This is a genomic window from Paraburkholderia aromaticivorans, from assembly GCF_012689525.1.
Classification (GTDB): domain Bacteria; phylum Pseudomonadota; class Gammaproteobacteria; order Burkholderiales; family Burkholderiaceae; genus Paraburkholderia; species Paraburkholderia aromaticivorans_A.
This window is the reverse complement of sequence record NZ_CP051515.1, coordinates 24953-46253: the sequence shown is the minus strand read 5'-3', so window position 1 is coordinate 46253 and position 21301 is coordinate 24953. Positions and strand designations below refer to the sequence as shown.

Below are 21301 nucleotides of genomic sequence, written 5' to 3'. Positions count from 1 at the left end.
GGACGCGGCTATCGTACAACTGTCCGCAGCGCGCGTCCGTTTTTTCGTGCCTGATCGTCATACGGTTTGCCTTGCATAACGCCCGTTGCGGCATAGACTGTTAAAGCACAACTTCGCAATTTGTACGGAACCCGCCATGCGACTGACCATCCTCATCAACGGTTCCGATCCCACCGTGAGCCACGACTATGCTGTGTTATGGCTCGACACCGACGAGCACCGGTGGTCGAGAGAAGCACATCAAGGGATCGATCTGCCCCCCTGGGGCGAGCTACACGACGATAACGGCGTGACGACTCTCTGTGCGCCCAGCACGGATGCGCCGCTGTGCACGCTGCGCGGATTGCACGTGGATCGCAAGCAGCGTGTGAGCGCCGCGCAGGGCGCCGCGGCATGGACCGCCCTGCCGACGCGCGCGCAGACCAGCGGCTTCTGGCGTCTGCAAGCAGTGGACCGCCAACAGGTCCGCGCCGAACACAGCGTGTTCGGCAATTAGGTTTCAGCACTCATTTTTTGTCGGTCGAAATTTCCATGCGCGAGCGGCCCTACGCTCGCGCATGAGTCATTTCGTACGTGCGTTCGTGCGCCGTCTTTTTTTGGTTTTTTGATTGCCATTTTCGTCTCTCGCGCATTTAAGGCCGCCTTAAGTTTGCGTGCGTAGAGTCGGAAATCCACGCATTAGGGTCGCTGCAAGGCGGCCCGTTTTTTTTTGGTGCGGCGAGATGTGGACATCTCCGTGCGCGCCACGCGGCGGCATCGCTTTCATGACAGCGCTCGACGCGCGAATCCGTTTTCTCCTCCGGTGTTTTCCCTGCATTTCGCGTCGCGCGAGATGGGCTCGCAACGCTATACTTACGCCCCCATCCCTCGACTGACTGACACATGAAGAAGTGGTTTGCCTGTCTGTTGTTCGCCGTTGCCGCTCACGCCAGCGCAGCGCCTTCCTGCACTCAATTCACACCGAATGCGCAATGGCCGGTTCTGAGCAATCAGAAGATGGCCCCGAAAACGCGCATGCTTTGCTATAGCGATTTCGCGGTTTTGCATTCGGGCGTCACGCACGGTCCGCTGTGGTCCGCCGAGCATCTGACGCGCGATCATATCGAGGCCGCCAAAGACATGGTGCGCACCAACAAGTTCTTCGAAGACGCGCGCTTGCCGGACGGCGAAGGCGCCACGCTCGCGGACTACAAGCGCAGCGGATTCGATCGCGGTCACATGAGCCCGGCGGGTAATCGCTGGAATCAGGAGGCGATGGCACAATCGTTCTCGCTGGCCAACGTCGTGCCGCAAAACCGTGAGAACAACCAGCGTCTGTGGGCGCGCATCGAGACCTCCGTGCGCAAGATCGCCGTGTCGGACGACGATACGTATGTGGTCACCGGCCCGATCTTCAACGGCCAACAGTTGCAGACCATCGGACCGACGCGCGTGTTCGTGCCGACGCAGTTGTTCAAGGTAGTCTACGTGCCGTCGCGGAAGGTGGCGTTCGCCGTGGTGGTGGACAATGTCTCGACGAACCGTTACGACATCAAGACGATTCACGAACTCGAAGCAGCATCGGGCATCCGTTTTCCGGGCATTCCGGAGAACCTCAAAGATCAGCGACCGGGAGGACTGAAAGGTGTTTAAACCCTATTCGAACGACGACGACGTGCTCAACATTCAGGGCGATGCGTTAACGGTGACTAACGGCACGACGCGCATCGTGCTGAACGGCACGCTGGAGCTAACGCAGGATCAGCGCGGATTGAAGGCGGCGTTGGCACTGAAGGAAGCGGTGGATGCGATAGTGGCCAGCTTGCAGGCGCAGAGCAATTTGCCCGCGAAGGTCAAGGATGAGCCGGATGCGAAACCCGGCGTCGTGCAGAACCCGTTCAACTAATCACGCAAAGCGTTGGCACCCGGCCTAATGCATTTTTTACGTGCGAACGGCCGGCTCTCATCTCGTGTTCCGCAGTTCGATCAAAGCCTGGCGAATTCGCTCCACGACCTCAGGCCACCCTCTGCCTTTCTCCCGAAACAGGCGGGCAGAGGGATACCACGGACTGTCTTCCCGTTCGAGGTGCCATCTCCAGTCGCCTGACATGGGCAACATCAGCCACAGGGGCCTACCCATCGCGCCCGCCAGGTTGGCCGCCGATGTGTCCACGCTAATGATCAGGTCCAGCGCCTCCATCAGTTTCGCCGTATCGCCAAATGAACGAAGACGAGGTCCGAGATCATGCACGTTGCGCAAGCGCATGGCATAGTCGGCGGCTTCGTCTTCTCCTTGTCCCTTCTGCATGATGTAGAACTCCACGTCTTCGAGCGCGAAGAGTGGATCGAGACTACTGAGTGACGGCAGCGATCTGGCAGCATCGTTCTCGTGCGTCGGCGCACCTTTGAAGATGACGCCGACTTTCAATGCCCACGGGTTACCCGGCAAGACCATCGGTGTGTGGTCGATGCCTGCCCGCAGATACGGCACCATGTCCGGCAAATGATCGATGTCGAGAGATGCCCACACCGGGATCGCATGCGGATAGACCCAATAGTCATGAAACGGCAGTTGTGGCGCATCGTCGACGGAGCAGATCGCCGCAGCCTCGCCGGAGGCCCTGAACAATTCGACGAGCGGCGCCTGACACACCACCGTAACCCGCGCCGCCCCGTGGCGTTCGCGAAAAATCCGCGCAAACCGAAAAAAGAAAATCTCGTCGCCCAGACCGAACTCGCTCCAGATAACGATCGATTTGCCTTCGAGCGACTCGCCACGCCAGCTTGCGTAAGCCGGCGGCGTCACGGTGGTCCGGCCTCGCCAATCTGCGCCGTCGAACAGCGCCTCACGTCGACGAAAACCCTCGGTGAGTTTGCCGAGAGCAATCAGCATCAGCGCATTGAACAGCCGCGGCAAGCGTTCGTTCGGCAGTCGCCGCACGCTCTCATCCCACAAATCCTCCAGTTGATCGTAAAGGCCGCGACGCACCAGTTCGAGGTTGATGTGGAAGTAGGTCTGGAGTCGATAGGGGTACAGTCTTAGCGTCTCGTGGCAAAGGTCCAGCATCGCCGAATCCGTATCCGCGCTCGCTATGGCAGTGACCAGGTCGAAGAGTCGAGGCACATCGCGCTTGCGCAGCACGATTTCTATCGCGTACGCGGCCGCTTGATGCTGTCTATCCGCCGAAGCCTCTTGCCGATTCTCGCCAAACTCGCGGAGCAGGCAAATGCGTTCGCAGCATGAGACAGCCGAAGCATCATTCACCAGGTCGAGCGCATTCGCGGAACCCGCGATCGCCACGTCAGGCCGATGCAGGGTGAAGGTGCGCTCATGATCGACAGCCGACGGGGTCGGTGATATACCTTCTTCGCCGCGAGGATCGGCCGGCAACGTCAAAATCAGATATCCGCCGGGCTTGATGAGTTCGAGCCACCTGGCGAGCACTTGCTGAGGATTGGCGAAACGCCCAAGGCAATCCGAATGAACGAAATCAAATACGTCGGCCGGCGCGTCGTCCATATGGACAACGTCACGCTCATTCACGTTCCAGGCGATCAGTTGTTCGATGGCTGGAAAAAGGCCCGCGTAGTCGAAATCAGAATCGCTCCCGTCGCCCATGTCCAAGCCGACGCCAGAGAAGTAGCCGTGCAGAAACGCCGGATCCTGCGCGCGCCGAAGCGCGAGTGTATGTGACTGGTTCATCTGGTGTTTCGCACAAGTTAGATGAGAAGTCAGGCCACTTTAACGATAGCCAGCCCGCCCGATTGACGTGGAGGGCACATGATATTCCGCTGGCGCAAACTGCCATATCACAATAAAGATTGCGCCCTGGGTGCAAACAAGACGGTTTCCGACTCGACGCCACGTGGCACACCGGCTCGCGCCGATAGTTCGCCGGACCGCCGAAACTGCTTCGGGATCCCCAATATGTTTCAGCGGTTACGTTTTGTCACCAGAGCGACGTCAACTCCTGTCTTCCCGTCAACGTTAAACCGGCAGCGCTGAAACATTTCAGCCGCGACACAAGAATCAACCGGTTAAACCAGGAGTTAAACCATGAAGACGCTTTTCGCCGCTCTCGCTTCCGCTCTGCTCGTGTCGACCGCTTTCGCTCAAACGGCCGCACCGTCCGCCGCGCAGCCCGCGCAAACGCAGCCCGCTGGCCAGGCGAGCCTGAAGGCGAGCACCGCCGTGCAAACGGGCGCCGCGGACGACGGTGCCGCGACAACGAAAGCGCCGGCCAAAGCCGCGACCAAAGCGCACGTGAAGAAGATTTCCGCCCATCACACGGCAAAAGCCCACAAGACCACCAAGAAGGCCGCGGCAGAAACGAGCGCCGCCAAGACTAAAACGGAGAGCGCGAAAGAGGCCAGCAATGCCCCGGTAAAAGCCGACGGCGCAAAGACCGACACGACGAAAACGCAATAACACGTGATCGGTTTCGGCACGCACCGGCCAGGCATGTGTAGGTAATCGAAGCCGAATTGTGCCGTTCAGGGAGGGCGAGTCATAGGACTCGCCTTTTTTTTATGCACGGTTCGTATCGCGTCGAGTGCGCCCGCTTCGGGCAACCCCCGTATGATTTTTCCAACGCACACCCCAATTTTTGCACCGCGTTTACCCGGGGACGTCTAATCTCGAACTGTCTTGATCAACCATGGCGTCGACGAACGCCGCATCACATGGCTCTCACACAATCAATCGACAGTTTCGCCACCCAGCCGCTCAACGAGCCGCACGTTCAACGCAACAACGTCATTCCCTTTCCCGCGGCACGCGTCCGCATGCAGATAACCCTGCCTCATCGACCGTACGAACTCCCCGGCACCCAGCTTCGCGCCCTGCTTCACTCTCCTCTCGGTGTTTATGTCGTCGCCACGCAAGCGGTCCGCCAGGAAATCCGCGTACAACTCGACATCGCCCCCGACGACCTCGACTTCACACTGCACACGCTGATCTCGACACTTCCCGCCGCGATGATCGGACCATTGAAGCGCCGCAGCGCGGCCGCGAAGGCGCGCTAATCATGTTCTCAGGTATCTGGTTGCCCATCGTTACGCCGCTGCGTAACGGCGAAGTCGATATCGACGCATTGCAGCGTCTCGCGGAATACTACTTGCGCACGGAGATCAGCGGTATCGTCGCGTTGAGCACGACGGGCGAAGCCGCCTTGTTACAGGAAGCCGAGCGCCTCACCATATTGCAAGCGCTGACCGAAGTCACCGGGTCCCGTCTGCCGATGCTGATCGGCGTCGGCGGATCGAATACACGCGACGTGCTGCGCGATATCCAGCGCTACGAGCGTTGGGAATGCGCGGGTTATCTGGTCTCCGCGCCGTCATACGTGTGTCCGGATCAGGCCGGCGTGCAGTGGCACTTCGAGCAGGCCGCGCTCGCGACCGAGCGTCCCATCGTCCTGTATGACGTGCCGCACCGAACCGGCGTGACGATCGCGCCGGATACCGTCGCGCGACTCGTCGAGTGCGGCAACATCGTCGCGATCAAGGAGTGCGTGAAGGAGCATTTCGACAAGTTGAGCGGCCTGCCGATCAACGTCCTGTGCGGCACGGACGAAGCGTTGGACGATTGTCTGCGTCATGGCGGAACAGGCGGCATTCTCGCCAGCGCGCACGTCTGCGCGGATCTGCTGGTCGCGTACCAAGACCTGCTGGGTGCTGGACGCGACGTGGACGCGCGCAATCTGTTCGCCAGCTTGCTGCCAGTATTGCGGCTCCTGTTCGCCGCGCCGAATCCGTCCGCTATCAAAGCCATGCTGGCCTTCGATCATTCGCTCAGCGACGAAACGCGCATGCCGATCTCGCGCGCTTCAGCGCAACTCGTCGAGCGTCTGAGTACCGCGCGCGACCGGCTGCAGGATCTGCGCGCCGAGTTTGCCGGCGTGATGAACTAGCGCATTCCTGTTCGATCTCTCCTCACTGCGTCGCGAATGAAGACTTCATTCGCGGCGCAAGCTTGCGTCAAAACGCTGCATGCGAAGCGTGACGCGCCGCGCATAGCCGCGCCCGCCGCCGCTGTAGCGAAGCAATGCGGCATCGAGATCGCCGCCGCTTTCGTCGAGGTAGCGGCGCAGAATGGTCGAGCCGATCCGCACGTTGATTGCCGGATCGGATAGATCGGTCGCGGTCGCGATCAATTGCGGATGCGCGGCGGGCAGGACCTGCATGAGCCCTCGTGCGCCCGCGACGCTAACCGCATTGCGATCGAAGCTCGATTCAACCGCCATTACCGCAAGCAGCAAGACGGGCGAGATGGCGTGGCGATCGGCTTCGATCAACACTGCGCGCGCAATCTTCAGCGATTCCATCGGCGCCACACGAAATTGCGCGTGCAGCACGGCGGTGATATCGCTGAGCGCCGGCAAGCTGGTGTCTGAAGTCACCTCGCTCGCGACGATGGGTGCTTGTGCAACCGACAGCGCGTCAGCGGCATGCGCGGCAGCGGGGAATGAGACGAAGATCGCTGCAAGCATGATCGTCAAGCCGGATGCCGGATAGCGGCCGGCTTTTCGTTGTACTGGCACACCATCCAGAACGCTATTTCCATGCATATTTTCGCTTCCTGACCGGGGTGTCTCGACCTTACCAGGCTGGGTGTAGCGAATCGCAAAAGAAACAGGGGCGCGCCGTAAAATGCTTATAAAGATTTCAGCGCCGCGTAGTGGAATGCGGCGGCCGTATACAGTTCTTTTGCGCCGGGCGACGCATTATTGAGCCGTTCGATATGGCGAAAATGTCAGACTCCGATGATCGATCAACGGAAAGTCATCATGTCCAGTCTGAATACCCGCCAGCACGCCGCCGTGCCGCTAGATGACACCAGCGACACGCTGCAGCGCGCATCGCTTGCCGGGCGGAAAACGGCTCGTCAGCGCACGCTTGCGCTGACCGTCGCGAGCAGCGCCGTTGCAGCGATCGCTATTGCGGTGGGCTTGCCGTCGACGGGCATCGCGGTCTATCTGGCCGCCACGCTGCCGTTCGCATTCTTCTCGTGAGCAGGTGAAACGTAAATAGAAAAAGCACCGCAATCAATCCGCAACGGGATTCAGCTCAGCCAATGCAGCCAGCTTCTGCACATCGGCAATTTCGATTTCCGCATAGCCGAGCTTCAGCGCGCCCTGCGTTTCGAACTGCTTCAGCACCTGGTTGATCGTTTGGCGGGACAGCGCCAGCATCATCGCGAGATCTTCTTGCGGGACTTTGAGCACGCGCCGCAATGCGCCGGGCTCGCCGTAGCCGCCCGCCATCAATAACAGGCGACGCGCCACGCGCTGCGCGGCGGGCAGTAACGCGGCCTCTTCGATCGCGTCGAAAGCGAGACGCAACTTTTGCGTCAACAGCAAACCGAACAGATGCCAATAAGCGGGCGTACGTTCGAGTAGCGCGGCGAGCGCGGCGCGCGGCACATGAAACAGCTCGGAATCGCGTTCGGCATACGCATCGTGGGTCCGCGGCCGGTTGTCGAACAGCGCGATCTCACCGAACCAGTTCACCGGCTCGATGACGGCAAGCAAAGCCTCCTTGCCCGCCGCACTGGCCGCGCCGATTCTCATCAGGCCATCGAGCACGCAATAGAGGCCGTCGTCGGAATCGCCGCGCGTGAAGAGCCGCTGACCGGCAGCGAGCCGTTCGACACGCCCCGCTTCAATCAATTGCGCCTGCATGGCGGCCGGCGCCGAGCGAAACCACGCGCTGCGTCCAAGCAGCGCGGCAAGCACATTCGATGGAAAACTCGCAGTCATAGGACGGCACTCGTGCCCGATTGTCGGCTACCCGATGGTTTCAAATTCCGCTGCCCGCGATTATGCTGACTTTGACAGAGGAGCGGCATCCATGAGAACGCTGACGCAACAGCTTACGCAATACGCGGCCTATCATCGCGACCGGCGCAATATCGCCACGCACTTCATCGGCATTCCGATGATCGTGCTAGCCCTGGCGGTGTTGTTGAGCCGGCCTGCTTTCGCTGTCGGCGGCTGGCCGCTGACGCTATCGCCGGCGTGGGTGTTATTCGTCGCGGCAACGCTCTATTACCTCGTGCTCGACGTGCCGCTCGGCGCGATGATGGCGTTCGTGTCCGTGCTCTGCGTCGCGTTCGGCCAGTGGACAGCCACGCAATCCACGTTGATGTGGCTCGTGATCGGCGTCGGGCTCTTTCTGGTCGGCTGGGTGTTTCAGTTCATCGGCCACGTTGCCTACGAACACCGCAAGCCGGCCTTCGTCGACGATGTGATCGGCCTGCTGATCGGACCGCTGTTCGTGCTGGCCGAAGCGTTGTTCGGCTTCGGCTGGCGCCCCGCGTTGCGCGCAGCGATCGAGGCGCAAGTCGGTCCGACGCGTATCAATGCGGACCGAACAGCGGCACATCGCTGAGGCGCGGCGCGCGCTCCAGCGAGTGCAGGCTCGATGCGCCTCAGCCCACTCAGTTCGGTGCGAGACGAACGAGGCGCACGCTATGCAATGCCGTCAGCGCGACCGCGATCCAAATGGGGACGTAGGTCGCCAACTGTGCGACGCTCAGCGTTTCATCGAGCAACGTGATCGAGATCAGCACCAGCAACACCGGCTCGACATAGCCGAGAATGCCGAATAACGCCACCGGCAACAACCGGCTCGCCTTGAGATACGACGCGAGCGCAATGGTGCTCAGCGCGCCGAGACCCGGCAACAGTAGCCACCACCGACCTGGATTGCTAGCGATCATCGCCAGCGAGCCGCCGTTGAAAACCAGCACGATTGCCGGCGGCAACAGCAGCGCCATTTCCACGGTGAACATCGCGAGCGAGTCGTGATTGATTTTGCGACGCAAAACGAAATACGGCGGATAGCCGAGCGAGACCAGCAAGGTCGGCCACGAAAATGCGCCCGTCACCCACAGTTCATGGCCGACGCCCACCGCCGCGCACGCAACAGCCAGCCACTGCAAACCGTCCAGACGCTCGTGATAATAAAACCGCCCGACAAGCACCATCACCAGCGGCAACAGGAAATAGCCGAGCGAGACTTCGAGCATCCGGCCATGCAGAGGCGCCCACAGAAACACCCACAGTTGCATGCCAAGCAACGCCGCGCTCACGATCATCGCCACGCCGAGTTTCGGCGCGGTCACCATGCGGTAAAGAAGTTGCCGCAGAATGGGTAGGCGCTTTCTCAACGCTACCAGCAACAGCGCGCCCGGCACAGTCCAGACGACGCGCCACGCGAAAATGTCGAGGCCGCTCAGCGGCGCGAGCAGGGTTGCGTAAGCGGACAGTAATGCAAACGTCGTGGTCGCGCACACCGACAACGCGATCCCGCGCTTTAGGTCATACTGATTCATCGAGCGCCCCGTTGGACAAGCGCTTCGAGATGCGATACCGGCGCGTGCGCGGGCAAAGTTGTTTGCAGCGCAGCATTCAGCCGCCCGGCGTTCGTTGTTGTCATGGGAAGTGGAGTCTCACAAGCGGGCAGTGTGTATCCGGCCCCGCGTTTTTTGTCTTCGATAAGCGATACGAAGGCGGCATTCTAGACGGGTTATGCGTTCGCGGCTCCGCGTGGGTCCGCGCGCTGTCGTCGATCAGCTGAAATTATTCCGTGCGCATCGCGCGTCGATGGACTAGAACATAACTTCATGTGCGGCCAACAACGCCGGGCTTTTCACCCGCAAAGTCGTACATCATCTCGCGCCAAGCGGCTCAAGCGCGAATCTTGCTAACTAGTCTTGCGACGCTGCTTGCATCACCGTTCGCGACACCCCCCAGGAAGTCCCCTTGGGGGACAGCATGTGCAGCATCCATGAGCCGGGCCGGCGATGGCAGTCCTACGGACCGAGCCCGCCCTTCTTCTCCACGGCACGCCTCAACTGCGTTTCATCGCGCGTGCCGCCGCCCGGCCGCAATCCCGCTCATCGAATGTGACTACTGGAGCCAGCATGACCCAGCCAGCCCTATCGCACGACGCATCGCCCGACCTACGCTCCGCCTTCGCCGCCGACGTTCGCGCAGGCCTCACCCATACGCCGCAGAAAGAGCTGCCGTCGAAATACCTGTATGACGAAGTGGGCTCCGCGCTGTTCGAAGTGATTACCGTGTTGCCGGAATACGGCGTGACGCGCGCCGAGGAACGTCTGCTTACCAGGCATGCCGCGGACATCGTCGCGCACTTGCCACACGACGTGACGGTCGCCGAACTCGGCAGCGGCAGCGGCCGTAAAACACGGCGCATTCTGGAAGCGCTGTGTAAAAAACGCCCCACTTCTTACTGTCCGATTGAAATTTCGCGCAGCGCGTTGCAGTTGTGCAGGCGCGAACTTGGCGACATCGAGCGCATTTCGATTGTCGGTTATGAACGGGATTACCTGGCCGGCCTCGCTGAAGTGAGCAAGCAGCGCGCGGCGGACGAGCGCTTACTCGTGCTGTTTCTTGGCAGTACGATCGGTAATTTCGGCAGACTCGCGGCGACGCGTTTCCTGCGCGATATCCGCAACATGCTGGCTCCCGGCGACGCGTTACTGCTCGGCACGGACCTGATCAAGCCGACGCCCGTCCTGGTGGCCGCCTATGACGACTCGATCGGCGTCACCGCGTCGTTCAATCTGAACCTGCTGGCGCGCATCAATCGCGAACTCGACGGCGACTTTCCGCTCGATGCGTTCGAGCACGTCGCGCGCTTCAACCCGGACGCGCGCAGCATCGAAATGCATCTGCGAGCAAAGCGCGATATCACCGCGCGCGTGGGCGCGGCGCAGTTGACGGTGTCGCTCAAAGCGGGCGAGACGATCTGGACCGAGAGCAGCCACAAATATCGCGCGGAAGAGATGCCCGCGATTGCCGACGACGCCGGCTTCGTGTGCAGCCATCAATGGATCGAAGACGAATGGGGCTTTGCGGAGAGCCTGCTGCTGGCGCGTTGACGGCGTCCGGCGGCTGATTGGGTCGTTGATCGAAGCACGGTCACGCAAACACGGAAAGGCGGCGCGCCATCGCGCATGATGGCGCGCCGCCTTTTGTTTTGCGCGTTGTGCGGGTTTTGCGGGCAGCCGCTCAGTGCTGCTCGAAACGTTCGTAGCGCTTTTCGGTCGCGCGCTCTTCGCCGCTCACCTCGGTGACGCGCGCCGCCGGCGGCCCGTGACGCAGCCACGACAGCATGCGGTCGACCTGGTTGGCCGAGCCCTGCAACATGGCTTCGACGGAACCGTCGTCGAGATTCGCCACCCATCCCTTGATACCGAGCGCGTGAGCCTGCCGCACAGTCGCGTGGCGAAAGCCGACGCCCTGCACAGTGCCGCGCACGCGCACGTAATACGTTTCGGTCCGCTGATCCAGATCCGGGGCCATGCCGTCCTCTCTCTTCACAATCTTTCAAGCCGGCATTCTAGTCGCGTCGCGGCGAGCTTGCTCGGCAAAGCGCGCATCTGATTGTCCGCGTGGGACCGCCGGCGCGACACACGGCGCGCGCGCCACGTACAATCCGTCGACTGTCATGCAGGGAATGGAAACAGAATGACCGAACAGAATCGCGATCTCGTGCTCGTGACCGGCGCCTCCGGCTTCGTCGGCTCGTCGGTGGCGCGCATCGCGCAACAGAAGGGTTTCAAGGTGCGCGTGCTGGTGCGCGCCACGAGTCCGCGTCAGAACGTCGAGTCGCTGGACGCGGAAATTGTGATCGGCGATATGCGCGACGAAGCGTCGATGCGCAACGCGCTGCGCGGCGTGCGCTATCTGCTGCACGTGGCCGCTGACTATCGGCTGTGGGCGCCTGACCCGAGCGAAATCGAGCGCTCGAACCTCGAAGGCACCGAGGCGACCATGCGCGCGGCGTTGAAGGAAGGCGTCGAGCGCATTGTCTACACGAGCAGTGTGGCCACGCTGAAAGTGACCAGTTCCGGTCAGTCCGCCGACGAAACCTCGCCGCTCAAAGCCGATCAGGCGATCGGCGTGTACAAGCGCAGCAAGGTGCTGGCCGAGCGCGCGGTGGAGCGGATGATCGCCGAAGACGGCCTGCCGGCGGTGATCGTCAACCCGTCCACGCCGATCGGACCGCGCGACGTCAAGCCGACGCCGACGGGACGCATCATCGTCGAAGCGGCGCTCGGCAAGATTCCGGCATTCGTCGACACGGGCCTGAATCTCGTGCACGTGGACGACGTCGCGGCCGGCCATTTCCTCGCGCTCGAACGCGGCAAGATCGGCGAGCGCTATATTCTCGGCGGCGAAAATCTGCCGCTTCAACAGATGCTCGCGGATATCGCGGCGCTGACCGGCCGCAAGGCGCCGACGCTGAGCTTGCCGCGCTGGCCCCTCTATCCGCTGGCGATGGGCGCCGAAGCGGTCGCCAAGATCACGAAACGCGAACCATTTGTCACCGTCGACGGCTTGAAAATGTCGAAGAACAAGATGTATTTCACGTCGGCGAAAGCGGAACGCGAGCTCGGCTACCGCGCGCGGCCCTATCGCGAAGGCTTGAGCGACGCGCTCGACTGGTTCCGGCAAGCGGGCTATCTGAAGCCGTGATGTCTGCCTGAACAGGCGGCCTGCGCCGGGCGATCCGGTGCAGCCGCAAGCATTTTGTTACAACGTCACTGTGTTAGCGACAGGTAAAAGCCTACGCGCAGCAGTTAAAATCGTGGGTCTTACCAGAGAAACCTCGCATGAATCTTCACGAACAGCTCGGCGCACTGGAAATGGGCGTCGATCAGCTCATTCAGGCTGTCGTGGCCCCGCAGGCCGAAAACATCCCCGAGACACCCGCAGAGAACGCCGCGCCGCAAGCGTCGGTGGATCAGGTCGCGTCCGAATCCACAGCGGAAGCGGTCGCGGTTGAGACCGACGCGGCTGTCGTCGAAGAAAAGGCGCCGGCTCCGCAGCCTCAGCCCACGCTCGAAATCAATCGCCCCGCGCAGAATGAGATCACCATGACGATCGGCGGCCAGACGGTCGCGCTGCGCGCGGAGCAGATCGGCCAATTGATCGAAGAGCTGTCGAACGCGCGCGCGTCGATGACGCCGGAACCGCCGCCGGGCATTCCGCCGGGTTGGCGCTTCGTGTCCACGAAGAATCCGGTCATGGCGGTGCAGAAACAGTCGAATGGCGACCGTTTGCTGGTCATGCGCCACACCGGCCACGGCTGGGTGCCGTTCACGTTCTCGCCTGATATGGTGATCCAGCTTTACATGATGCTCACCAAGTAAAAAGCGGCGCCCGAGAGCGCCGCTTTTCCATTCCGCTGCGATTTCGGACCGTTATGTCTCCAGTCTGTACAAAGCCACCGCTTCAGCGTTCCTGCACCGGCGCCTGAACCCGCGCCTTCCACTGTCCGCCCTTGCCGCGCCAATAGCGCACGGCCGACGCAAACGTCGCGCCGACATAGAACAACGCGATCAGTGGCAGAAACGGAGCCCACAGCGGCGAGCGGCGGTAATAGCTGAGCATCGGCGCATAAGCGCAACACATGGCGGCCCACGCGAGCCATGCAGGCCAGCCCGTCGGACCGAGCACCAGTGCGGCCACCGGCGGCATCAGATAGATGATCGTCATGCCGGCCAGCGTGCCCGCCAGCAGCCTCGGCGAGTAGTGCAACTGCGTGAAGGCGGTGCGCGCGATCATGTTCCAGATCTCACGCCAGCTATCGTACGGACGCAGCGACACACTGCGCGCCGCCACATCCAGCCGGATCGGATGACGCCCCGTACCACGATGCTTAATGCGCGCGGCGAGGCTGCAGTCGTCGATCAACTCGGCGCGAATCGACTCGATGCCACCCGCTTCTTCCAGCGCGCTACGGCGCACCAGCATGCAGCCGCCCGCAGCAGCCGCCGTGCGATTGCGCGGGTTGTTGACCCATGAGAACGGGTACAGCTTGGCGAAGAAGAAGACGAAGGCGGGAATCAGCGCCTTTTCCCAGAACGAATCGCAGCGCAGACGCACCATCAGCGAGACGAGATCGCGCTGTTCCGCGTCCGCGCGCGCGACGAGTTGCGCGACTGCGTCGGCGGGATGGCCGATGTCGGCGTCGGTCAGCAGAAGGAAGTCCGCGGACAAGCCGAGCGTGCGCACGGCCTCGATACCTTGCGACTGCGCCCACACCTTGCCGGACCAACCCGGCGGCAGCGGCTTTGCGCTCAACACGGTTAGACGGTCCGGACATTGCAACTGCAAGGCGGCTGCGCGAGCGGCGTCGGCGGTGCCGTCGGTGCTGTGGTCGTCGACGACGATCACGTGGAAGTCACCCGCATAGTCCTGCTGAAGCAGCGTGGTGACCGCCTCGGCGATCACATCGACTTCATTGCGGGCCGGCACCACGGCGGCCACGGCCGGCCACGTCGCGCGCGGCTCGATGGTCAGCGGCGCGGCAGGACGCGCGCGCCAGAAACCGCCGCGCGCGAACAGCAACACACACCAGATCAGCAAGGAGAGACACGACAGAAGAAACAGAACCACCGCCATTAAGCATTACCCTCGATTGAACGCACTTCCACGCCGACGCGACGCGACAGCCACATCACCACAGTGCGGGCCGCGACGACGCACCAGTCAAACGTATTGAGCACCGGCCGCTCGTGGAACACGTCGTAGCCCGCCGTTTCGATCCGTTCGAGGAAGCGCAGGCCACCGTGAACGGCGCCGCATAACTCGATGCCCAGCCGCCCCGGAATCCGCAACGCGAGCGGCGCGCCGCGCACCAGCATCTCGCGCACGAACGACACTTCGTGCGCCATGAGCGCCCGCCAGTCTTCATCGGCGACACCGTTGGCGATGTGCGCCTCGGTCACGTTGAAGCGTCGCATATCCGCGAGCGGCAGGTACAGGCGGTTCTTGTTCCAGTCGGCGGAGACCTCGAGCCAGAAACTGATCAACTGCGACGCCGTGCAGATCGCGTCGGCGTCGGCGAGATTCTCCGGCGTGGCCGCGCCGATCAGATGCAGCATCAGATGCCCGAGCGGGTTGGCCGAATGGCGGCAATAGTCGAGCAGCGCGGCGCGGTCGGCGTAACGATTGGTGTCGATGTCCTGGCCGCACGCGTGGAGCAGATCGTAGAACGGCGCGAGCGGCAGTTTATACTGTGCGAGCACGCCGGCGAGCTTGCCGAACAGGAGCGGATGGACTGGCGCCGCGCGCCGCTCCGCTACCGCGTCGAGGCCGGCGCGGAAGTCGGCGAGACGGGCGTGCCGCTCGGCTGCGCTCCAGTCGCCTTCGTCGGCAATGTCGGCCGCCGTGCGGACAACCTGATAGATAATGCCGATGGGCGCGCGCAGCGCCTTGGGCAGCAACACGCTCGCGACCGGAAAGTTTTCGTATTGATCGACATCCATCCAGCGAGCCTCGAAACCCTTTTGTAATGCGGGCGCCACGCGCCGCAGGACTGCGTAGTTTAAGGGTTCCGTCAAACCGCTGCAGCGTGCAATCATTACCGCATCCGCATTGCCGTACCCGTTGCTTACGGCGCCGGGCATCGTTCCGCTGCTGCAGCGCCTGCCCAACACCCGCCGGGCGCCGCCAAAGCAAAGCCGGGCTGATAGCGTTAGAATGCGCGTTTGGTTTTGCTGTACCGGCACGTCGCCGGGGCTCAAGACGTCAACTAATTAGATGATCGCGGCGATAAAGTCATATTTACCGACTTCTTCGAAATCCGCGTCAGTCGGAGTTCGCCAACTTATGCGAGTCATCCTTGCTCAACCCCGCGGCTTTTGTGCGGGCGTTGTTCGCGCAATCGAGATCGTCGATCGCGCGTTACAGCAACACGGCGCACCCGTGTATGTCCGCCACGAGATTGTTCACAATCGGCACGTGGTCGACAATCTGCGCCAGAAAGGCGCGCGCTTCGTCGAGGAACTCGATGAAGTGCCGCAAGGCGCCGTGGCGATTTTCAGCGCCCACGGTGTCGCTCAGACTGTTGAGCGCGACGCCGAAGCACGAGGTCTCGACGTGCTCGACGCGACCTGCCCGCTGGTCACCAAAGTGCACGTGCAGGGCCGCCAGTACGTCGGCGCCGGCCGCACGCTGATTCTGATCGGCCACGCCGGGCATCCGGAAGTGGAAGGCACGATCGGCCAGATTCCAGGCAAGGTGCTGCTGGTGCAGAGCGAGGCCGAGGTCGCGCATCTGAACCTGCCGCTCGACACGCCGCTCGCTTATGTCACGCAGACCACGCTGTCGGTGGACGACACGCGCGGCATTATCGACGCCCTGTTGCGCCGTTTCACCGACATCGTCGGTCCGGATACGCGCGACATCTGTTATGCCACGCAAAACCGCCAGGCGGCGGTGCGCGAGTTGAGCAAGCAGGTCGACGTGCTGCTGGTGGTGGGCGCAACCAATAGTTCGAACTCGAACCGGCTGCGCGAGATCGGCAGCGAAAGCGGTGTGGCGAGCTATCTCGTCGCCGACGGTTCGGAGGTGAAGCCGGAATGGTTTGCGAACGTGCAGACCGTCGGCATCACGGCCGGCGCTTCGGCGCCGGAAGAGATGGTCAAGAACGTAATCGATGCGCTGAGCGCATTGGGGCCTGTCGATGTCACGACGATGGCGGGCCGTGAAGAAAAAGTCGAATTCAAGTTGCCATCGAAGCTGATGCAACCACTCGTTGCACGCGAAGTTTAAGGAGGACGTCTTGTCTATTCCGCTGCTACAGAAAGTCCGGGTCGGCGCTTACATCATGCGTCAGCATCTGTCCGGTAACAAACGCTACCCGCTCGCCCTGATGCTGGAGCCGCTGTTCCGATGCAATCTCGCCTGCAATGGCTGCGGCAAGATCGACTATCCGGATCCCATCCTGAATCAGCGTCTGTCGCTGAAAGAATGCCTTGAAGCCGTCGACGAGTGCAATGCGCCGGTGGTCTCGATCGCAGGCGGCGAACCGCTGCTGCACAAGGAAATGCCGCAGATCGTGAAGGGCATCATGGCGCGCAAGAAGTTCGTCTACCTGTGCACGAACGCGCTGCTGATGGAAAAGAAGATGGACGACTACGAGCCGAATCCTTACTTCGTCTGGTCGGTTCACCTCGACGGCGATCAGCAGGCACACGATCACTCGGTGTCGCAAGACGGCGTGTACGACAAGGCTGTGGCTGCCATCAAGGAAGCGAAGCGCCGTGGTTTCCGCGTGAACATCAACTGCACGTTGTTCAACGACGCCGTGCCGGAACGCGTCGCTGCGTTCTTCGACACGCTGGGCCCGATGGGCGTGGACGGCATCACCGTCTCGCCGGGTTACGCGTACGAACGCGCGCCGGATCAGCAGCACTTCCTGAACCGCGACAAGACCAAGCACCTGTTCCGCGAAATTTTCAAGCGCGGCAACAACGGCAAGAACTGGTCGTTCAGCCAGTCGAGCATGTTCCTCGACTTCCTGGCCGGCAATCAGACGTACGAATGCACCCCGTGGGGCAACCCGGCGCGGACCGTGTTCGGCTGGCAAAAGCCGTGCTATCTGGTCGGCGAAGGTTACGTGAAAACCTTCAAGGAACTGATGGAAACCACGGACTGGGACAACTACGGCACGGGTAACTACGAAAAGTGCGCGGACTGCATGGTGCACTGCGGTTTCGAAGCGACCGCCGTGATGGATACGGTGACGCATCCGCTGAAGGCGCTGAAGGTTGCGCTGCGCGGTCCGAAGACGTCGGGCGCGTTCACGAAGGACATTCCTTTGGACAAGCAACGTCCGGCCGAATATGTCTTCTCCCGCCACGTCGAGATCAAGCTGGAAGAGATCAAGGTGTCGGGCAAGGGCAAGAAAGTGCAGACGGCGACGGCAGCACACTAAGCGGTCGATGGGGCGGTTTAGCACCGCCTCTGATTGAAGACACAAAAAAGCGCGGTGGGCGTCGAGCCACCGCGCTTTTTTTATGCCTTGGCAAGCCTCACGTCTCACGACATGAGGTTATCAACCCTCACCCAGCGCTACGCGCATTGTGAGCGGTCAAAAACTTGATCAGCCCGTCGATCCCGCCTTTGGAAATCTGATCGGCGAATTGCGTCTGATACACCTGGATCAGCCAGGCGCCCATCATGTTGATGTCGTAGACCTTCCAGCCGGCGGCATCTTTGGTCATGCGGTAGTCGATCGCATCATCGCCGCCATTGCTCAGCACGTGCGATTGCACGACCACGTCTTTGGCGCCGGCCGGCACGTTGACCGGCGCGAACTTGAACTTCACGTCCTGGTCGCGCAGTTGCGACAGCGAGGCCGCATAAGTGCGCGTGAGCAGCAGCGTAAACTGCTCGTACAGTTGCTTTTGCTGGTCGGGCGTCGCGGTGGACCAAGGCTTGCCGACCGCGATCCGCGTGGTGCGCTGAAAGTCCGTGGCCGGCAGGAAGCGCGACTCGACCAGTTGGGTGATCTTCGCCATGTCGCCGCCGCGCGCCTGCGGGTCAGCCTTCATCGCGGCCACGGTGCCCTCGACAGCACTTTTTACCACCGCGTCGGGCGCGCTTTGCGCATATGCCGCAGTGGACACCACCGCCGCAGCCAGAAAAGCAGACAGATAACGTTTCATACGCTCGACAGAACCTGAAAGAAGTAAGCGCCACCGGGCTTGCAAGCACGCGGCGAGAGCAGGATAGACCAGTATACCGAGATTGCGTTCCGCCCCGAAGAGCGTCTGCGGGAGCCGTACTTGCTACCGAACCGGAGAGTGGCCGCTCCGGCTCTGTATACTTGTGCACTTTCGTCAAAAACAACAACCGTGATAAGGCTACGTTCGCCTACATGCTGAAGTCATCTATTGTCCGTCTCGTCGCCTATTCAGTGCGTCATCCGATGAGGATCGTCGCGCTGTCGCTCGTGCTCGCCGTTTTGAGCGGTTTCTACGTCGCCTTTAACTTCAAGATCAACACGGACATCAGTCGTCTCGTCGAGACCGACAAGCAATGGTCGGCGCTCGAACACGCCATGGACGAAGCCTTTCCGGATCGCGGTCAAACCGTGCTGGTGGTCGTCGAAGCGCGCGCGCCGGAATTCGCCGACGCCGCCGCGCAAGCCCTGACCACCGCCCTCAAGGCCGATCCCAAGGAGTTCGTAGCGGTTTCGCAGCCGGCCGGCGGCCCGTTCTTCGAACACAACGGCCTGCTGTTCCCGTCGACTGACGAGGTGATGTCGACCACCTCGCAGCTCGTCCAGTCGCGCCCGCTCGTCAACGCGCTCGCCCACGATCCGAGCCTGGCTGGCCTTGCCGGCACGCTGACCACGAGTCTGTTGCTGCCGCTTCAGCTCGGTCAGGTGAAGCTCGGTGACATGAGCCATCTGCTGTCGCAGAGCGCAACCACGCTCGACCGCGTGCTGGCCGGCCAGCCGGCCGCCTTCTCGTGGCGCGCGCTGGTCGACAAGAGCGCGGCCACCGAGCCGGCGCGCGCCTTCGTCATCGTACAGCCGGTCGTGAACTACGATGCGCTGGAGCCGGGCGCGTCGGCGTCGAAGTCGATCCGCGACACCGCCGCCGCGCTGCACCTCGACTCGCGCTACGGCGCTACCGTCCGTCTGACCGGCGAACAGCCGCTCGCGGACGAAGAGTTCGCTTCGGTCAAGGACGGCGCGGTGCTCAACGGCATCGGCACCTTTATCGTCGTGCTGATCATCTTGTGGCTCGCGCTGCGCTCGGGACGCATGATCGCCGCTGTGTTCATCACGCTGTTCGTCGGGCTCGCGATCACCGCGGCGCTCGGCTTGATGCTGGTGGGCGCGCTCAACATGATTTCGGTCGCGTTCATGGTGCTGTTCGTCGGGCTCGGGGTCGATTTCGGCGTGCAGTTCGGCGTCAAGTATCGTGAGGAGCGCAATCGCGACAACCGCCTCTCCGCTGCGCTGATGCACACGTCGCACAGTATCGGCGTGCCGCTCACGCTCGCCGCGGTCGCGGTCGCGCTGAGCTTCTTCTCGTTCCTGCCGACGGCTTACCGCGGCGTATCTGAGTTGGGCGAGATCGCGGGGGTCGGCATGTTCGTCGCGTACTTCACCAACATGACGCTGCTGCCGGCCCTGCTGAAGATCTTCCGACCGCCGGGCGAAGCCGGTTCGCCGGGCTTCAAGCAACTCGCACCCGTCGACGAGTTTCTCGCCCACCATCGCAAGCCGGTGCTGATCGGTACGCTGATCGTCGTGATCGGCGCCACGCCGTTGCTCACGCATTTGCGTTTCGACTTCAACCCGCTGCATCTGAAGGATCCGCACACGGAGTCGATGGCGACGTTGTTGTCGCTGAAGGATTCGCCGGAGGCTGCGGTCAACAACGTGCATGTGCTGGCGCCGTCGCTCGCCGACGCCGACCGCATGGCCGCACATCTGCGCACGTTGCCGGAAGTGGGCCGCGTCAATACGCTCGACACCTTCGTTCCCGCCGACCAGCAGCAAAAGCTGATGCTGATTGCGAGCGCCGCGCAGCAACTGCTGCCCGCGCTGCAGCAACAGCCCGCGCAACAGGCGACCGACGCCTTGCGCGTCGCCGCGCTCAAGCGCGCGTCGAACCAGCTCTCGCTCGCCGCCGACGATCACCCGGGCCCCGGCGACGCCGAAGCCAAGCATCTGTCGGACACATTGCAGAAGTTAGCCGCCGCCGATGCCGCCACGCGCGACCGCGCCGAAACCGCGCTGTCCGACACGCTGCGCATCGCGCTGAAGCAGTTGGCCAACCTGCTGCAACCCACCGAGATCACCCGCGAGAATCTGCCCAAGGAAATCTCCAAAGGCTGGGTCTCGAAGGACGGCCGCGCCCTCGTCGACATCTCGCCGAAGGTGAAACCCGGCACCGATCCGAACGACGACGTCATGCTCGCGCACTTCGCCCACGCGGTGAAGAAGGCGGAGCCGGGCGCGATCGGCGGGCCGATTTCGATCCTGCATTCGGCCGACACTATCATCAAGGCGTTCCTGCAGGCCGCCGGCTACGCGCTCGTGTCGATTGCGATCCTGCTGTGGGTCGCGCTGCGGCGCGTCGGCGACATGCTGCGCACACTGGTTCCGCTGCTGGTGTCGGCGCTCGTGACGCTCGAGTTGTGCGTGGTATTCGGCATGCCGCTGAACTTTGCGAATATCATCGCTTTGCCGCTGATGCTCGGCGTCGGCGTAGCGTTCAAGATTTACTTCGTGATGGCGTGGCGTCACGGTCAGACCGGCCTCCTTCAGTCGAGCCTGACGCACGCTGTGCTGTTCAGCGCGGCGACCACGGCGACGGCGTTCGGCAGCCTCTGGCTGTCGCATCATCCGGGGACGTCCAGCATGGGGCGCCTGCTGGCGCTCTCGTTGTTTTGCACACTGATCGGCGCAGTGGTGTTTCAACCCGTGTTGATGGGCAAGCCGCGTGCACGTCGCGCGAAGCAAAAAGGAATATAAG

General features: G+C 62.2%; 23 protein-coding genes. 15 read left to right on the top strand and 8 right to left on the bottom strand.

Annotation, left to right across the window (positions count from 1 at the left end):
- Positions 1-136 precede the first annotated feature (136 nt).
- The 3 genes from HF916_RS11975 to HF916_RS11965 all read left to right on the top strand — a co-directional run bounded on the left by HF916_RS11975 (position 137) and on the right by HF916_RS11965 (position 1885).
- On the top strand, positions 137-496 hold the full coding sequence (locus tag HF916_RS11975; RefSeq protein ID WP_168789173.1) for a DUF3564 domain-containing protein: 360 nt from the start codon (positions 137-139) through the stop codon (positions 494-496).
- A gap of 386 nt (positions 497-882) precedes the next feature.
- Positions 883-1632: a DNA/RNA non-specific endonuclease gene (locus HF916_RS11970; RefSeq protein WP_168789172.1), complete on the top strand. Its 750-nt coding sequence runs from the start codon at positions 883-885 to the stop codon at positions 1630-1632.
- Entirely contained in the window at positions 1625-1885 is a 261-nt protein-coding gene (locus HF916_RS11965; protein WP_168789171.1) for a hypothetical protein, read from the top strand. Before HF916_RS11970 ends, HF916_RS11965 begins: the two co-directional genes overlap by 8 nt.
- 57 nt (positions 1886-1942) lie before the next feature.
- Here the strand turns inward: HF916_RS11965 and HF916_RS11960 are convergent, their stop codons facing one another.
- A complete protein-coding gene (locus HF916_RS11960) occupies positions 1943-3121 on the bottom strand; it encodes a methyltransferase type 11 (protein WP_240975521.1) in 1179 nt (392 codons plus the stop codon).
- 339 nt (positions 3122-3460) lie between these two features.
- On the opposite strand from HF916_RS11960, the gene HF916_RS50870 reads away from it, so the two are divergent.
- The 4 genes from HF916_RS50870 to HF916_RS11945 all read left to right on the top strand — a co-directional run bounded on the left by HF916_RS50870 (position 3461) and on the right by HF916_RS11945 (position 5891).
- A complete protein-coding gene (locus HF916_RS50870) occupies positions 3461-3673 on the top strand; it encodes a hypothetical protein (RefSeq protein WP_240975520.1) in 213 nt (70 codons plus the stop codon).
- A gap of 363 nt (positions 3674-4036) precedes the next feature.
- The gene (locus tag HF916_RS11955) at positions 4037-4408 is read left to right on the top strand and encodes a hypothetical protein (protein WP_168789169.1); all 372 of its coding nucleotides are present in this window, start codon (positions 4037-4039) and stop codon (positions 4406-4408) included.
- Positions 4409-4662: 254 nt separating this feature from the next.
- A complete protein-coding gene (locus HF916_RS11950) occupies positions 4663-5004 on the top strand; it encodes a hypothetical protein (protein ID WP_168789168.1) in 342 nt (113 codons plus the stop codon).
- Between the two features lie 2 nt (positions 5005-5006).
- A complete protein-coding gene (locus HF916_RS11945; RefSeq protein WP_168789167.1) occupies positions 5007-5891 on the top strand; it encodes a 4-hydroxy-tetrahydrodipicolinate synthase family protein in 885 nt (294 codons plus the stop codon).
- Positions 5892-5936: 45 nt separating this feature from the next.
- Here HF916_RS11945 and HF916_RS11940 read toward each other — a convergent pair whose 3' ends face one another.
- On the bottom strand, positions 5937-6548 hold the full coding sequence (locus HF916_RS11940; RefSeq protein ID WP_206001870.1) for a lytic transglycosylase domain-containing protein: 612 nt from the start codon (positions 6546-6548) through the stop codon (positions 5937-5939).
- 219 nt (positions 6549-6767) lie between these two features.
- On the opposite strand from HF916_RS11940, the gene HF916_RS11935 reads away from it, so the two are divergent.
- Positions 6768-6992, top strand: coding sequence for a hypothetical protein (locus HF916_RS11935; protein WP_168789166.1), 225 nt, complete (start codon positions 6768-6770; stop codon positions 6990-6992).
- A gap of 33 nt (positions 6993-7025) precedes the next feature.
- On the opposite strand, the gene HF916_RS11930 is transcribed toward HF916_RS11935, so the two are convergent.
- Complete coding sequence (locus tag HF916_RS11930) at positions 7026-7739, bottom strand: Crp/Fnr family transcriptional regulator (protein ID WP_168789165.1); 714 nt, start codon at positions 7737-7739, stop codon at positions 7026-7028.
- Positions 7740-7830: 91 nt separating this feature from the next.
- On the opposite strand from HF916_RS11930, the gene HF916_RS11925 reads away from it, so the two are divergent.
- Positions 7831-8370: a DUF962 domain-containing protein gene (locus tag HF916_RS11925; protein WP_168789164.1), complete on the top strand. Its 540-nt coding sequence runs from the start codon at positions 7831-7833 to the stop codon at positions 8368-8370.
- Positions 8371-8419: 49 nt separating this feature from the next.
- Here HF916_RS11925 and rarD read toward each other — a convergent pair whose 3' ends face one another.
- Complete coding sequence (gene rarD, locus HF916_RS11920) at positions 8420-9316, bottom strand: EamA family transporter RarD (protein WP_168789163.1); 897 nt, start codon at positions 9314-9316, stop codon at positions 8420-8422.
- A 591-nt stretch (positions 9317-9907) separates the two neighbouring features.
- On the opposite strand from rarD, the gene egtD reads away from it, so the two are divergent.
- Positions 9908-10888 carry an L-histidine N(alpha)-methyltransferase gene (gene egtD, locus HF916_RS11915; protein WP_168789162.1) on the top strand — a complete coding sequence of 327 codons (981 nt, stop codon included), beginning with the start codon at positions 9908-9910 and terminating at the stop codon, positions 10886-10888.
- A gap of 130 nt (positions 10889-11018) precedes the next feature.
- Here the strand turns inward: egtD and HF916_RS11910 are convergent, their stop codons facing one another.
- Positions 11019-11312: an acylphosphatase gene (locus HF916_RS11910; RefSeq protein ID WP_168789161.1), complete on the bottom strand. Its 294-nt coding sequence runs from the start codon at positions 11310-11312 to the stop codon at positions 11019-11021.
- 165 nt (positions 11313-11477) lie between these two features.
- On the opposite strand from HF916_RS11910, the gene hpnA reads away from it, so the two are divergent.
- Together hpnA and HF916_RS11900 are read left to right on the top strand one after the other, a co-directional pair.
- Positions 11478-12488 carry a hopanoid-associated sugar epimerase gene (hpnA, locus tag HF916_RS11905; RefSeq protein ID WP_168789160.1) on the top strand — a complete coding sequence of 337 codons (1011 nt, stop codon included), beginning with the start codon at positions 11478-11480 and terminating at the stop codon, positions 12486-12488.
- 137 nt (positions 12489-12625) lie between these two features.
- Positions 12626-13165, top strand: a complete 540-nt coding sequence (locus HF916_RS11900) for a hypothetical protein (RefSeq protein ID WP_168789159.1) — start codon at positions 12626-12628, stop codon at positions 13163-13165.
- An 82-nt stretch (positions 13166-13247) separates the two neighbouring features.
- On the opposite strand, the gene HF916_RS11895 is transcribed toward HF916_RS11900, so the two are convergent.
- Both HF916_RS11895 and hpnC read right to left on the bottom strand, forming a co-directional pair.
- Positions 13248-14420 carry a glycosyltransferase gene (locus tag HF916_RS11895; protein ID WP_168789158.1) on the bottom strand — a complete coding sequence of 391 codons (1173 nt, stop codon included), beginning with the start codon at positions 14418-14420 and terminating at the stop codon, positions 13248-13250.
- Positions 14420-15286, bottom strand: coding sequence for a squalene synthase HpnC (hpnC, locus tag HF916_RS11890; RefSeq protein ID WP_168789157.1), 867 nt, complete (start codon positions 15284-15286; stop codon positions 14420-14422). Before hpnC ends, HF916_RS11895 begins: the two co-directional genes overlap by 1 nt.
- Positions 15287-15629: 343 nt before the next feature.
- Between hpnC and ispH the strand changes: the two genes are divergently transcribed.
- Together ispH and hpnH are read left to right on the top strand one after the other, a co-directional pair.
- Entirely contained in the window at positions 15630-16574 is a 945-nt protein-coding gene (ispH, locus tag HF916_RS11885) for a 4-hydroxy-3-methylbut-2-enyl diphosphate reductase (protein ID WP_168789156.1), read from the top strand.
- 10 nt (positions 16575-16584) lie between these two features.
- Positions 16585-17739 carry an adenosyl-hopene transferase HpnH gene (gene hpnH / locus HF916_RS11880; RefSeq protein ID WP_168789155.1) on the top strand — a complete coding sequence of 385 codons (1155 nt, stop codon included), beginning with the start codon at positions 16585-16587 and terminating at the stop codon, positions 17737-17739.
- A 127-nt stretch (positions 17740-17866) separates the two neighbouring features.
- Here hpnH and HF916_RS11875 read toward each other — a convergent pair whose 3' ends face one another.
- Positions 17867-18472, bottom strand: coding sequence for an MlaC/ttg2D family ABC transporter substrate-binding protein (locus HF916_RS11875; RefSeq protein ID WP_168789154.1), 606 nt, complete (start codon positions 18470-18472; stop codon positions 17867-17869).
- Between the two features lie 212 nt (positions 18473-18684).
- Here HF916_RS11875 and HF916_RS11870 point away from each other — a divergent pair, with 212 nt between their 5' ends.
- Positions 18685-21300 (top strand): MMPL family transporter, encoded by a 2616-nt coding sequence (locus tag HF916_RS11870; RefSeq protein ID WP_168789153.1) that lies wholly within the window; start codon positions 18685-18687, stop codon positions 21298-21300.
- Position 21301 lies beyond the last annotated feature (1 nt).